Here is a 14,098-nt window from a genome sequence, read left to right on the forward strand (position 1 = left end):
CTACGCTTGCAAACGGGTGACGGAACCAGTTGGATGCCGCCTTACCGGATAGGTTCCCCTGCCGGCCTGGAAATGTCGGCGCGGCGGCGCATGTTGGTCACCACGCCGCGCGCGTCGAGCAGCACCACGACTTCATCGACGCCGGCGCCGGGCACGGCCAGTTGGTAAAGCCAGGCTTCGAACCCGCTGTCGAAGACGACCTTGTGCGTGGGGCCCAGGCTGGCCAGCAGGCTGGCGCGGGTCGATACACCAGGACGGATGGCGGCCACCTGGGCGGCGGAAACCAAGGTGCCCGGCGCAGGCGGCGTGCTGGCGCAGGCGCCCAGCAGCAGCGCCAGCCATGCGCAGCCTAGCCGCCGCCGGCTCATGGCGCGGCCACCGGCGCGTCTTGTATGTACGCGAATTCGACGATGCTGTCGTCGGGCCAGGCGGGGTCGAAAATCGGCGCATAGTAACTGCGGTCGAGCAGCACCTGGCAGTCGCAAAAGCGCAAATCGGCGGCAGTGAGCCGGCCGCCGGCGTACAGCATGCTGAAGGGCAGCACGTCGGCGCGCGCGCCATGGCGCACGGTCACGGAGAACACGGGGCGGTCGGCGAAGAACAGGTAGTTGCCGTCGGCGCTGGTGCACACCTGGTCGGCGCTGCCCAGGGCGTCCGACAGCCAGCCGAAGATCGGCGAACTGTTCGACACCAGGCCCGCTTCGATGCCGACCCGGCATTCGAGGCGCAGGTCGCCCAGGCGGCGCGTGCCTTGTGCCACGCCGGGGCTGTGGATGGCGGCGCGCCAGGTCAGGCTGTCGGCGCGCCGGTTGGCGAGCACGGCGGCGTCTTCGCGCTCCGCCTCGGCGTTGTGCGGCAGCGCGAAGCGATGGTCCGCATCGAGCGCGAGCGGCACGCTGATGCGCTCGCCCGCGATGCGCAGCGATACGCCCTCCATGGTGGTGGCGGGCAGGCGCGGCAGCAGGCGGAAACGCAGGCTGGCGGCGGGCGCGAATGCATGGTCGCGCTCGAAGCGGGCGACCCCGGCCAGCATCTTGCGGTAGGACTTGTCGACCGGAGCGCGCACGTAGGGCACGGTTACGCTCTGGATGGGGGCGGAAGCGGGGGCGGGCGCCTGCGCCATGCCCGCGGGCAGGCATGCCATGGCAAGGATGGCAACAAGGCAGCGCGAAAATGATGGCAAGGACATACGTCCGCTTAGCGGCCCCGGCGATGCGGCGCAAGCGCCGGGGTGGCGCGCGCAGGCATGCCCGCGCCGTACGGCGAGCCGCCCGGGCAAGGCATTTACCAGCGGCGCAGGCGGCCGGTATCGAGGTGGACGAATTGCGAATCCGGATAGTAGCCGACGCCGCCGCCGCGCGCGTTGAGCGCCGCCTTGTGCACATGCGCCAGGCTCTGGCCCGGCATGCGGATATCGATGGCCTTGCCTTCGAGGTGCATGCTGTGGCGCGCCACGCCATCGCTGGCCTCGGCCAACATCTGGTTGGTTTCGGGCGAGCGGTAACCGGAAATGACGTGCAAGACCGGGTCGCGCCCGAGCTGGGTGCTGACCTTGTTGAGCAGCACCAGCAGTTGCGGGTCGATTTGGGCAACCGTGTTGTTGCGGTGGTCGCGCAACAGTTTGTTGATATCGGTGAGCGATTCGGGCAGGAACTGGCCCTCGGCCCAGAACACGCTGCGCAGGCTTTCGCCCGTGTGGGTGTTATACAGGCGCAAGGTGCGTTCGCCTGGTACAGCCTTGGAGGTACGGGCCATGGCGGGAAGACTCAGTGCCGATGCCAGTACAACCGAACTCTTCAGAAAGGAGCGGCGTGGGTTCATGATCGATCCTTACGCTTATAACGAATACCCATCATACACACCCTCGGCGCCGCGCGCACGCAATTACGCGCGCAAACGGAAAAAGAGTCAAGTACAGCTAACACAAACAATGTTGGCAAATGTGGTGAAATTGTCACGGACCTTTTTTACATGTTTTCATAGAGGAAACGAAACAAGCTTTGGTGAAAACATTAAAAATATGAATTATTTTCGTTGAGAATATTGCTACAACAATTATTTCCTTTGCTATAGTCTTTTGCACTTTTAAGAAAAGTAGCAAGCAGGCAGCTCGACCTGTACGCCCATTGATCGAATAATTCAAACATAAGGCAAGAGATGAACCGCACAGTCACCCCGCTGGGTACCCCACGGCGCGCCACCCGCGCACTCCACACGATCGCCGCAGCAGCCGCCCTGATCTGCGCGCTGCCGGCCATGGCAAATCCAATCACCTTCGAATCGGTCCAGCCGAACGCCCTGGTCAACGGCGAATCGGTCAGCGAGGGCGGCTATCAGATGCTGGTTCTCGGCAGCCCGATCGCCAATGAGCTGAACCTGACCGGCCCCTTCGCCACGGTCGCCAACAGCAACGATCCGGACACCTGTTTCTCGATCGGTTGCCCGGCTGGCGCCAGCGGAAACTTCCTTGCGGTGATCAACGATGGCGGCGTGAAATTCACGCGTTCCGGCCACCAGTTCCAGATCGGCGGCCTGAGCCTGGCGTTCCTGCCACCGGTCAGCGTCCCTGACGGCGATTATGGCTTGCTGCAATTTTCCGGCATGCGCGCCGACGGCACCGTGGTCTCGAGCACCTCGGCCTTTCCGGGCCAGAACGCGGGCGGCAGCTTCACCTTCGGTTCGGCCCTGATCGACCAGAAATTCCGCAACGAAGTGCTGACCAGCCTGACCGTCAACGCCTGCCTGTTCGACGGCAACGGCGGCTGCTACAACTCGCTGGCCAACCCGGCCAACGGCCAGGCCCAGTTCGCGCTGGACAATATCAGCTTCAATGCCGTGCCGGAACCGGGATCGTTCCTGCTGGTGGGCCTGGGCATCGGCGCCATCAGCCTGACCCGCCGCCGCAAGGCCGGCGCCACCCCATCGACCCCGGTCACCCTCTAAGCGCGCAAGGAATTCCACTATGACACTCCGCCCCGTTTCCCTTGCCGTCATGATGCTGCTGGCCGGCCTGGCCGGTACCACCTCCGCTGACGAAGTCCGCCGTTCCTACATCGTGCAACTGGTCGACAAGCCGGTCGCCACCTATACCGGCCAGGTCGCAGGCTTGCCAGCGACCAAGCCGGCCGAAGGCCAGCGCCTGGACGTCGACGCCACCGATGTGCAGAACTACATCACCTACCTCGAAACCAAGAAGTCGAAAGTCATCAGCACCGTCGACGCCGCCCAGGTAACCAACAAATACAACGTCGTCTTCAACGGCTTTTCGGCCCTGCTGACCGACGCCGAAGTGCGCGCGCTGAAAAAAGATGCCGGCGTGGCCAACATCACGGCCGACTCCATCATGGAGATGGACACCAACTACACCCCGACCTTCCTCGGCCTGGACAAAGCCGGCGGCCTGTGGGAGCAGGTCGGCGGCAAGGCGGCCGCGGGCGAGAACATCATCATCGGCATCGTCGATGGCGGTATCTGGCCGGAGCATGCCTCTTACGCCGACAAGGTCGACGCCAAGGGCGTGCCGAGCCACTCGGGCACCACCCTGGCCTACGGTCCTCCGCCGGCCAGCTGGAAAGGCGCATGCGACACCGGCGAAGGCTTTGCCGTGAGCAATTGCAACAATAAACTGATCGGTGCGCGCTACTTCAAGCCGCCGACCCAAGCCCTGCACTGGACCGAATTCGATTCCGCGCGCGACTCGGTCGCCGGCGCCGAAGGCCATGGCGGCCACGGTACCCACACCTCGAGCACGGCGGGCGGCAATGCCAACACCCCGATCGTCAACGATGGCCTGTTCCTCGGCCTGGCCAGCGGCATGGCGCCGCGCGCCCGCATCGCCGCCTACAAGGTGTGCTGGACCGACGCCGCCAGCGGCAAGAACGGTTGCGGCACCTCCAACAGCGTGGCCGCGATCGAGCAAGCCGTCAAAGACGGCGTGAACGTGATCAACTTCTCGATCGGCCCGAACGCCGGCGGCGGCGCCTTCAACGAAGCGACCGAAGTGGCCTTCCTGGGCGCGGCCAGCGCCGGTGTGTTCGTGGCGGCCTCGGGCGGCAATTCCGGTCCTGGCGTGGCGACGCCAGCCCCGGTCTCGCACATCAGCCCATGGCTGACCACGGTCGGCAACTCGACCCACAACCGCCTGTTCGTCGGCACCGCGACCCTGGGCAACGGCACCAAGCTGACCGGTTCCTCGAGCAATGCCGCGACCGCCTCGGCGCCGCTGATCCTGTCGCGCGACGCCGGCGTGGCCGGAGTCGATCCGACCACCCTGAAACTGCTGCAATGCTTCGGCCCGGCCGATGGCGAAAAAGCCATGATCGACCCGGCCAAGGTGGCCGGCAAGATCCTGGTATGCGACCGCGGCGCCAACGTGCTGGTCAACAAGAGCCAGAACGCCAAGGATGCCGGCGCGGTCGGCATGATCATCACCAACGTGAGCGCGGCCAACAACACCATCATCAACCAGTCGCACTCGCTCTCGACCGTGCACCTGCAGGTCGCTGACGGCACCACCCTGAAAAGCTACATGGCCGCCAACCCGACCAGCGCCATCGCCTCGCTGGGCGACCTGAAAGGCGTGGTCAATCCGAACGTGCCGGCACCGGTGATGAGCGGCAGCTCCTCGCGCGGACCGAACGTGGCCAACGCCAACATCCTGAAACCGGACGTCACCGCACCGGGCAGCGATATCCTGGCCGCCGTCACCGCCGGCCTGACCCGCGAGCAGCGCGATGCGGTTGCCGCCGGCGCGCCGTCGCCAGTGTCCGACTGGGCCTTCTACTCGGGCACCTCGATGGCCAGCCCGCACGTGGCCGGCCTGGCCGCGCTGCTCAAGCAGCTGCACCCGACCTGGACGCCAGCGGCGATCAAATCGGCGCTGATGACCACCGCCGGCAACACCCAGCCGGATGGCGTGACCGCCGGCGTGAAGTGGGATACCACCGCCAAAGCCACCGGCACCTTGCCATGGGGCCAGGGCGCCGGCCACGTAACGCCGAACTCGGCCGCCAATCCGGGCCTGGTGTACGACGCCACCGAGATCGACTACGCACGCTTCCTGTGCGGCCTGAATGCCGGCGTGTACAGCGCCGCGACGTGCCAGGCGGTCGGCACCGTCCAGCCGTACAACCTGAACCTGGCATCCTTGACGGCCGGTAACGTGCTGGGCAGCCTGACCATGACCCGTACCGTGACCAACGTCGGCGCCAGCACTGCGACCTACAACGCCACGGCCACCCTGCCTGGCTACACGGTCGACGTGCAACCGCCGACCCTGACCATCGGCGCCGGCCAGAAGGCCACGTTCAAGGTCAAGGTCACCCGCACCAATGCCCCGGTCGATACCTGGACCTACGGCAGCCTGGTCTGGTCCGACGGCAGCACCACGGTGCGCAGCCCGCTGACCGTGCGCGGTTCGGCCCTGGCGGCAGCGGCGTCGGTGTCGAGCGAATTCGCCACCGGCAGCAAGCTGATCACCATCGGCACCGGCTTCACCGGCGCCATGACGGCGGTCAAGTCGGGCTTGTTGCCAGCGGTCGTGGAAGCGCGCACCATCGGCGCGGCCGGCACCGATGCCGACGTCTACCAGGCAGCCTGCCTGGCCGGCGGCGGCCCTGGCGTCAACGTGCACACGGTGAACGTGCCCGCCAACACCATGGCGGCGCGCTTCTCGCTGTTCAACGACGACACCAGCGGCGGCGCAGCCTCCGACTTGGACCTGATCGTGGTCGGCCCGAACGGCGCCATCACTTCCAGCGGCAACGGCGGCTCGAACGAGCGCGTGGAGCTGGTCGGTCCGGCAGCGGGTGCCTACAAGGTGTGCGTGATCGGTTACGAGCCAGCCGGCGGCCAGGCCGACTACAAGCTGTCGTCGTGGGTGTTGCCGGCAGGCGCCACCGCCGGCAACTTCAAGGCACTGGTACCGGCGTATTCGTATGTCGGCGGCACCGGCACGGTCAGCATGAGCTGGTCGGGCCTGGCGGCCAACCAGCGTCACCTGGGCGCACTGCGTTATGTGGTCGCAGGCGCCACCCAGGGCATGACGATGGTCGAAGTCAACACCAACGATCCGCTGCCACAGTTCGACGCGCCGCGTCGCGCTGCGCCATCGGCGAAGTAAGTTGGGAAAGGCAGGCGCGCCGCACGGCGCGCCTGTGAAAAAAGGCTGCGGCATATTTGCCCGCAGCCTTTTTTTATGGAGCGCCGCCTTGGTGGGGCGGCGCAATCTGCCACGGTTCGCGTTGGACATGGGCGACGCCGGCATGCGACCCGTTTTTCAGCTCAAGCTCTTCTGCTGAAAATGACGCAATGGCCGTGCTCACCTTATCTGCAAGGTGCCCGCAAGCCATGGCGCCGGCGCGCATGCGGCGCCAGGGAGCTCGCGCTTACTGCAAATACATCATGTCTAGCTTGATAGGGCCGCTTGTGCCCCAGTGCGGATGGCTGTCCGATAGAATCGGCCAGCTTGCGCCTCTATTCGTGCGGTGATGTAAGGTCATGGGCGTGACGGACCTTGGGTGGTCGGGATGCAGCTCGGCCTCAGCCGCTTGTCGACAACGGCTTTAGGTCAGCTGTCGCCGGGAACGCCAAGCTACTGAACCTGAGATGAGGGGTGATGGTGGTTGGCAAATAGGCATCTCTGGTCTGTGTTTTTTTGTCGATGCTTGAGTTCACGAACTTCATGAACTATACTGTACTTCATGAACTATTTTTCCTCCCGCCCCCTCCAAGCTAAAAACCGCAGGCGCGGCCCGTCGCGTCCTGCCGCACTTACCAGTGCGGCATCCGCAACGACGGCGGGCGCGGGTAATTTCGCTGCAACTGGCCAGGCCCAGCAAGTTGGCGTCACAGCGTTCGCCGACAAGCCGTTAGATGTCGAGCGTGCCTCGACGACCTTGCCTGGCACGCTCCTGCGCAAACGCGCACGGTGGCGTCTTAAACGGCTGCTGGTGCGGCCGGTCGGCCAGGCGTTGGAAGCGCTCATTGACCGCCGCGTTGAGGAAAAGCTGGCGCAGCGACTGCCTGCGCCGAGCCCGGCAGTCGCCGCAGCGCGAGAGCGCGGCAATGCTTGGGCGCGTGAAGAATATGCGAAAGTGGACAACTTGACCCTCGACCAGGCGGCCGAACAATCTGGCGTCTCGGGCAGGATCGTCAACGAACGGCGCAACGATGGTAAATACTACGCGTTGCTGCCGCATGGCCAGCAGCGCGGTTACCGCTTTCCGCGCTGGCAGTTCGGCGCGCCGGCAGACCGGCTCTCGACCGTGTTGCAGATTACATGCGAGGCGTCAGTGAGCGGGTGGGGCATCCATATTTTTATGATCTCCCCCAGCCATGACTTGGAGGGAATGGCGCCGCGTGAGTGGATAGCCGATCCTTCCAAGGATCTCAACAAAGTGTTGCAGGTAGCACGCGCCCGCTTTACCAGCGACCAGGGGGGCGGATGACGACTGCAGCTGAGGATTGCCCGACACCGCCGCCGGACGTTCGCAATCGCCCTCTGCCAGTTATTGTCGTCGACCTCACCGCCAGACCCTTGTACCGGATCCACCGCAACGTTCGCGGTCCGGTCTATTTCAATCGGCCGTCGATCAGCAAGACGCGTTTCCGGTTCGATGTGCCAGTACATCTGCCGCCGCACGAAGAGTTTGGCGTCCTTTACGGTGGCTTCTCGCTGTCCTCCTGCGTTTTCGAAACAATCGTCAGGGACCGGTTCAGGGGCGTGGCTGCGCCGCTGCTGATCGAGGCGCAGGAATTCGACGACCGCAGCATCTCGCGGGTGGTGGCCGAGCCGGCTCGGCCACTTCGACTTGCCGACTTTACCCAGTCGCTTGCCCCATTTTGGCGGTAGTGCGCAGATTTTGACGGTCGGCGATTACGAAGGCCCGAACCTGTGGAGCCAGGCTGTGCATGAGCACGTCCAAACATTCGATGGCATCTATTTTAACTCGCGCTAGTCGGGGGAGCCATGCGTGGCAATTTTCGACCGCGTAGGGATGGGGCTGTCCGGGGGATCCGTCCCGATGATCTACGCAACGGGGGTTGACGCCTTCCTGACACTGCATCAAATTGCATTGGTCTAAGGCGGGACCCGGCCGCTACTGACCGGTATCCCGGGTATCGCGACGTCGGTTCAGTCGTGATCGGCGCATGCTCGGTCGGTACGCGCGCGGGCACACGGCAGCGGTCATTGACGGCATTGACCCGGCCAAGCCAAGAGGGGCAGCTGGGCGCTTCGAAACAGCGCGGCCACAGGGGGGGCTGCAAAGTCGGCTTTGTGCCTGTCGACGCTGCGGTGCACGCCATTGACGGAAAATTTGGCCACAGCGTATCGCCACCCTGCCAAGGTGTTGGCCCTTTTTTCTGTCCACTTCCGGCCGAACCCGGCCGTCTGGTCCAGCATATCAGCTTGCCAACACGGAAAATTCACATACTGTCACGACCGGCCGGAGTCGCCCCGTAGCCGCCGTTCAACGCTTCGGTATGGGCCCCGACAAGGCGGGCGCTGCGGAGCAGGCGAGAGTGGAACGGAGGCCTGAACGCTCGCCCTCGTCGGATTTCGATAGGTTGAGATTGCTGGCGGCGAGAACGTGCCATTGACAAGTCCTCGTGCTAGCCTGTCACCGCACTATTTTGTCGTGATCGCCTTCAGTTCCTTGACCATATTTTCGGTCAGCGCCGTCATGCGAACCATCTGCTCATTCGCGATTGTCTGACTGAAAGCAGCTATGGCCGACTGGGACGCGCGGATGTCACGCTTGCCCACCGGCGAACGATAGTATTTCAACATATTGTCGATGTCCGATTCCGCTAGCTCCTTACCGTACGAGCGGCTCCATGCGTCCATGTATTCTTTTGCCGTGTGCAAGGCGGCAAGCCGTTCCGCCAATTGAGTGAAGAGCTTGCGGACTTCGGGGTCGTCAGGGCTCGCTAAAGTGGACCCATCGGTCAAGACAATTATTCAGCAAGTTTAAGCTGTGTCCGTTTCCACCGCTGCAGCTGGTCGGCGCTGCCCCGTGATTCTCTAATCATGCCGCTGGAGGGCATCATCCTCCAGTGGCCGCCCCCGGCAGGGCTTTCTACCCGCACACCGTTCCCTCAACGACCGCCTCGGCGTCGCCATACTTGTCGACGATCAGCGCTCCGCCGCCGGTCCCGCTGCGATAGACGCTGGCGGGCGTCTCGTAGCCAAGGGACTGGTGAGGACGCTCCGCGTTGTAGAACGCGAAGTACTGGGCCAATCCCACCATCAGCTCGGCCATGTTGGCGTAGCCCTTCAGGTACACGTCCTCGTACTTCACGTTGCGCCACAGGCGCTCGACGAAGATGTTGTCCAGGGCCCGCCCTCTCCCGTCCATGCTGATGTCCACCCGTTCGCGCTTGAGCACGTCCGTGAACGCCTTGCTCGTGAACTGCGAACCCTGATCGCTGTTGAACACCTCGGGCTTGCCATGCTCGCGTAGGGCGTCCTCCAGGCAGTCCACACAGAACGACGCATCCATGCTGTTGCTGAGCCGCCAGGACAGGACCTTGCGGCTGTACCAATCGATTACCGCCACCAGGTAGGCGAATCCCCGCGCCAACCGGATGTAGGTGATATCTGTCGACCACACGTGGTTGGGCCGCGTCACCGGCACGCCCCGCAACAGATACGGATACACCTTGTGCTCTGGATGAGCCTTGCTCGTGTTCGGCCCCGGCGCCATCCCGGCCAGCCCCATGCGGCGCATCAGTCGCTGCACGCGCTTGCGGTTGACGACGTGGCCCGCCGCGCGCAGGAACACCACCATGCGCCGGCTGCCGTAGAACGGCCGGTTCGTGTATTGCTCGTCGATCAGCCGGCACAACAGCAAGTCCTCGGCACCAGCATCTTCCGGCACCTTGGCAGTCAGTCGCCGGTACACCGTCGCGCGCGGCACTTCGGCCAGCTCGCACTGTCGGCTCAGAGGCAGTTCCTCGGCGCCGTCGATCCAGTTCATCCTGGCTTCCTGGCTCACACCCCCAACTTTTTTTTGAGCCAATCGACTTCCATCTTCAGCCGCCCGATCTCGCCATACAGCCGCTCTTCGTCGCCCTTGTCCTCGGCCGGCTTGGGCCCGCGCTTACCCTCGAACAGCGCCCCTGCGGACTCAAGAATTTCCTTCTTCCACTGCCCGACCAGTTGCGGATGCACGGCGTATGACTGCGCGATCTCGCTGATTGTCTTGACCCCGCGAACCGCCTCCAGGCCGACCTTCGCCTTAAACTCGGCCGTGTGTACCTTGCGCTTTTTTGCTTCACCCATTTGCTGTCATCCTTTCAAGGACGATAGCTTAAACTACCCCGTGGCCACTGTCTCAAAATGTGGATCCACTATACGCCTCGACTCCGCTGTCTTTCGCTAACTTGTCGAAGAATTCAACGCCCATCTTGCTCGTGCTGATCTTCCCTTGATCAATCTGCACCTGAAACATTTGCTCCAGTCCTTGCGTCCTGGCCAGCTCGCGGATTTTTTGACGCTTGCTCGCTTCGTCGGCGAGTGCGTGAGTGGACAACAACAGCGATGCAATGAGGAGCAGTATTTTCATTTTCGTATTCTCGAAGATAGGGCGATCAGTATACTTGAAAGGGCTACACGGTCCAAAATGTCCCCGCCGTCCCCGCGATTGGATTGTTAATGCAGTAAGCATGCTTGTCTTCCAGATCTGGGCGTCGACTAATGCTATTTGGCGGGCACCGGAACACCCAGCGCAGCGCTGCCGGCTTCCCCTCATCGTCAACCATCCGCTTGCCTCTACGCTCAAGGACGTTAACTGCACCTCGTTATACACAAGTGTTCAGCGCGCCAATTCCCCGTAGCGCGCGTATCGTTTCGACCGCCACGTGAACATCCTTCAGTCCGAGCCAGATCGTCTTGACGCCGGGCTCGCCATCGCTCTTGCGGGCGAGGAAACCGCCGATGCAGGCGATCTGGCGCAGAACGTCGTTCAGACGCGGCTTCTCCGGCGGCGTCTTTTTGCGCAGCAGGTAGGCTGCTTGAATCTCGTCCGGGTCGAAGAACAGTTCCGCATCCAAATCCGGACAGGTCCTGCCCAAGCGCATCAGGTGGGCGATGCGCCACGCCACCACCATGAACAGCGCCAAGGCCCGTTCAAGCTGCGTGATCGAGCCCAGTTGCAGCGCCTCGACGCGGCAGGCGTTCTTGAGCACGTCGAACAGCATCTCGATTTCCCATCGCGCGCGGTACCAGTCGATCAGCTCGACGACCGCCTCGGGCGTGGCGGCCTTGCGGTTGGTCAGCAAGCGCCACTCGATTGGTTTGACGCCGTCCGGCGCGTCGATCTCGCGCGCGATCACGCACGTGGCGAGGACGCTCTTTCCTTTGCCCGCAGGCAGGGCGACCGTGCGTGCCCACAGTTGCTGGCGCACGGTGCGCGCCTTCACCCCGTGCCGCGCGGCCATCGCGAACGTCAGCTCGCCGATCGGCGCGCCCGCACTCGTGTGCTGCCACAGCTTCTCGCCGTCGGGCAGGCAGCGGTTGTGCTTGGCGCGCACCAGCCAGTCGGCCGGCGTGGCCAGTTCCTGGGCGCGCAGCATCAACGGCACCAGATCGGCCTCGCGGTCGGCCACATACACCAGCCGTGTGCCGGGCAACTGCGCCGCCACCTCCGCGATCCGCTCGTAGCCCTCGATCCAGCGCAAACTCTCCTTCGGCCCGCCGCGCGCACCTGATTTGTCCTTCTTTTCGCGCGCCCACATCCACGCGTCGATGATGCCCAGCGGCTCGCGCGCAGGCGTGACTGCGTAGGTCGGGTGCAGGTACATGCCGCGCTGGGCTTCGTAACTCAACGGGCCGAGGCCGAACGCGCCTTGGCCGTTGAAGTCCAGTTCGGTCGTGTCCTGCAGGCACAGCACAACCGGCAGCGCGGCCATGCGTTGCTGCGTCTGCTGCCAGTGCGGCGCCATGATCGCCTGCCAGTCGACGCTGTCGTTGTCGAAGAAGCGATACGCCGCCATCGTCTCGCCCCAGCCCTGACACGCCTTTGGCACGCTCGCCGTCGGGTCAGCCGCAAATCGCTCCATCAAGATCCTCGCTCGTTTGTTCAGGCGCGCATCGCCCAGGTCGAGTTGTTCAAATTCCGTCTCGGTCCAAGGTGCAGGTACTGTCGCCAATTCGTCCACGCAAAAAACGAGAGTAAACCTGAAACGCGGCGAGTTTACAAGGGGGCGCGTTAAGCCATTGAATGTAAACAGATTTTCAGAACGGTCGGCACCGCGCGCAAGATTTGTGTATAACGAGGTGCGTTAACTGCCTATCCTTGCTATTTGTCCCTACACTCCGTTTTCACCGCCCGCTTACGCCCCACTGCAGACATCGAGACTGAGAATTTAGCCCCATAGGATAGCGTACAATCAATGAACTAAAAATCAAGAGGGATCGTTTATGAAAGTGTTTATGAGCTGGTCAGGTCAGCGCAGTAAAGCCGTGGCTGAGCTGTTGGCATGGTGGACGCGATGTGTGATTCAAGCCTCGCGCCCCTGGATTTCCACGGAGGATGTCGATCGTGGAGCGTTGTGGTTCACGACAATTACTGAAGGTTTGGCGGAAACCGCCGTAGGGATTGTTTGTTTAACGCACGAAAATAAGAACAAGCCGTGGATTTTGTTCGAGGCGGGAGCGCTAGCTAAAGGGCTTTCTAATAGCCGCGTATGCACATTCCTCGTAGACCTAGAACCGAAGGACATTCAAGACCCTCTAGCACAATTCAACCATACGCTTCCGACAGAGGATGACATGCGGCGTCTTGCTCGAACGCTCAATAACAACCTCGGGGCGGGTAAGCTTGATGACAACGTCTTGTCGGATGCCTTCGGCGCCTACTGGCCGACCTTCAAGGAACGCTTCGAGGATATCTTGAAATCTAATCCACAGGTTGGACCTGTTGAAATACGAACGAAAGATGACCTTCTCGAAGAGATTTTGGAGGGCGTTCGAGGGATGACCCAGCGCATCCGGAAGCTTGAAATTGGTGAGCAGTTTGGTGAGCCCAGTCTCTCGAGGGAAACTTTTCAACAGTCCAGACGCTTGAGAGAGCAGCGTGTGCATTTGCGAGAGATAATCCGACAGTCGCTCATGGGTGGGCTTCCTATGGACCCTTTTTTGTCTCAGGCAGAGGCGCATGGAATGGACGAGGTATCTATGAAGCATTTGATAGCTGAAGTAATGGCAAATATGCCTGAGCTTGCGGCACCTAGAAAGAAGTCTAATGGGAGTGAGCGTATCGCTTCCGCACAAGAGCGGATGACGCGCGGCGAGTGAAATTTTCCGAACAGATGCATCCTACGAACGGCCGCTACTCGACGGCTGCGGTGCTGGCCGATCTCGGCCGCTGCCGCCCCATAGCGGACATTTTTAGCTGCCTCAAATATGCCGCCGGTTGCTATGATCGAGGCCGGATTAAGCTAAGCGCAGACGAATTTCCCCTGCTACCTGTATTAACTTGATATCCCTTGAAAAGGCCCCCTCGCAATATTTTATCTTTTCTTTAATCCAGTCTTTTTTTCGTGGGGCGAGTTGCCCACCTTTCACTAAAAACTCCATGACTGCATGGAATAGCGCCACGTATGGGTGGGGTGTGGGACGCCATTGCCGTGCAGTTTCATATTTAAATACTCGGATCAAGAGATCGTAAATTTCGTCGAACAATGCCTGAATTCCGACCGTAGTCTTTTCCATTTTTTTTGCTAACAGTGATGCGAGAGTCGTCCATGGGAACGGATGATCTTCTATAGCGACTGCATGGCGGGCATACTGAATTGCAGTGTCGATACTGCTGGCTTGAGTATAAATGGCACGTTGCTCCCAATACCGCGAATTCCATTGCCACGCTTCTCGCGTAGCAACGTAGAATTCCTCAGCTAGGGGGCCCAGCAATGGCCGAGCTACTTGTTCAGAATTGAATAGGCGAGCCGCAAGGCGTGCTTCAGGAATGCGATCTATCGAGGTTCTTCGATTTACATAAGGCGAAAGTGCGTTTGCAAGGGCGCAGAACATGTCGAGAAGTAATTTTGGTTTTTCCTTTGCGAGCATGTGGAGAGTTCGGTCACCAACAATGGC

The 14,098-nt window shown here is 62.0% G+C and carries 13 protein-coding genes; 5 read left to right on the top strand and 8 right to left on the bottom strand.

Annotated features, from left to right (window positions below):
- Positions 1-41: 41 nt before the first annotated feature.
- From IV454_RS11790 to mepK, 3 genes are all read right to left on the bottom strand, one after another.
- Positions 42-368 (bottom strand): hypothetical protein, encoded by a 327-nt coding sequence (locus IV454_RS11790; RefSeq protein ID WP_206091609.1) that lies wholly within the window; start codon positions 366-368, stop codon positions 42-44.
- Positions 365-1,144 carry a hypothetical protein gene (locus IV454_RS11795; protein WP_229522198.1) on the bottom strand — a complete coding sequence of 260 codons (780 nt, stop codon included), beginning with the start codon at positions 1,142-1,144 and terminating at the stop codon, positions 365-367. The genes IV454_RS11790 and IV454_RS11795 overlap by 4 nt, the downstream gene beginning before the upstream one ends.
- A 140-nt stretch (positions 1,145-1,284) precedes the next feature.
- A complete protein-coding gene (gene mepK, locus IV454_RS11800) occupies positions 1,285-1,821 on the bottom strand; it encodes a peptidoglycan L,D-endopeptidase MepK (RefSeq protein WP_054266075.1) in 537 nt (178 codons plus the stop codon).
- A gap of 336 nt (positions 1,822-2,157) precedes the next feature.
- Between mepK and IV454_RS11805 the strand changes: the two genes are divergently transcribed.
- The 4 genes from IV454_RS11805 (at position 2,158) to IV454_RS11820 (ending at position 7,852) form a co-directional block, all read left to right on the top strand.
- Entirely contained in the window at positions 2,158-2,943 is a 786-nt protein-coding gene (locus tag IV454_RS11805) for an NF038120 family PEP-CTERM protein (RefSeq protein ID WP_054266076.1), read from the top strand.
- 19 nt (positions 2,944-2,962) lie between these two features.
- Positions 2,963-6,121, top strand: coding sequence for a S8 family serine peptidase (locus tag IV454_RS11810; protein WP_206091610.1), 3,159 nt, complete (start codon positions 2,963-2,965; stop codon positions 6,119-6,121).
- A gap of 580 nt (positions 6,122-6,701) precedes the next feature.
- Complete coding sequence (locus IV454_RS11815) at positions 6,702-7,448, top strand: hypothetical protein (RefSeq protein ID WP_206091611.1); 747 nt, start codon at positions 6,702-6,704, stop codon at positions 7,446-7,448.
- On the top strand, positions 7,445-7,852 hold the full coding sequence (locus IV454_RS11820; protein WP_206091612.1) for an RES domain-containing protein: 408 nt from the start codon (positions 7,445-7,447) through the stop codon (positions 7,850-7,852). Before IV454_RS11815 ends, IV454_RS11820 begins: the two co-directional genes overlap by 4 nt.
- A 777-nt stretch (positions 7,853-8,629) precedes the next feature.
- Here IV454_RS11820 and IV454_RS11825 read toward each other — a convergent pair.
- The 4 genes from IV454_RS11825 to IV454_RS11840 form a co-directional block, all read right to left on the bottom strand.
- Positions 8,630-8,953: a DUF2059 domain-containing protein gene (locus IV454_RS11825; protein WP_206091613.1), complete on the bottom strand. Its 324-nt coding sequence runs from the start codon at positions 8,951-8,953 to the stop codon at positions 8,630-8,632.
- A 127-nt stretch (positions 8,954-9,080) separates the two neighbouring features.
- A protein-coding gene (locus tag IV454_RS11830; protein WP_206088614.1) for an IS3 family transposase occupies positions 9,081-10,285 on the bottom strand; the annotation gives its coding sequence in 2 pieces (ribosomal slippage) (positions 9,081-10,000 and positions 10,000-10,285; 1,206 coding nt in all).
- Between the two features lie 52 nt (positions 10,286-10,337).
- A complete protein-coding gene (locus IV454_RS11835) occupies positions 10,338-10,568 on the bottom strand; it encodes a hypothetical protein (RefSeq protein WP_206091614.1) in 231 nt (76 codons plus the stop codon).
- A gap of 235 nt (positions 10,569-10,803) precedes the next feature.
- Positions 10,804-12,162 (bottom strand): IS4 family transposase, encoded by a 1,359-nt coding sequence (locus IV454_RS11840; protein WP_441294969.1) that lies wholly within the window; start codon positions 12,160-12,162, stop codon positions 10,804-10,806.
- Between the two features lie 262 nt (positions 12,163-12,424).
- Between IV454_RS11840 and IV454_RS11845 the strand changes: the two genes are divergently transcribed.
- On the top strand, positions 12,425-13,300 hold the full coding sequence (locus tag IV454_RS11845; protein ID WP_206091615.1) for a toll/interleukin-1 receptor domain-containing protein: 876 nt from the start codon (positions 12,425-12,427) through the stop codon (positions 13,298-13,300).
- A gap of 138 nt (positions 13,301-13,438) precedes the next feature.
- Here IV454_RS11845 and IV454_RS11850 read toward each other — a convergent pair whose 3' ends face one another.
- The gene (locus IV454_RS11850; protein ID WP_206091616.1) at positions 13,439-14,071 is read right to left on the bottom strand and encodes a hypothetical protein; all 633 of its coding nucleotides are present in this window, start codon (positions 14,069-14,071) and stop codon (positions 13,439-13,441) included.
- Between the last annotated feature and the right edge of the window lie 27 nt (positions 14,072-14,098).

The sequence above is a fragment of the Massilia antarctica genome, assembly GCF_015689335.1.
GTDB lineage: Bacteria > Pseudomonadota > Gammaproteobacteria > Burkholderiales > Burkholderiaceae_D > Telluria_A > Telluria_A antarctica.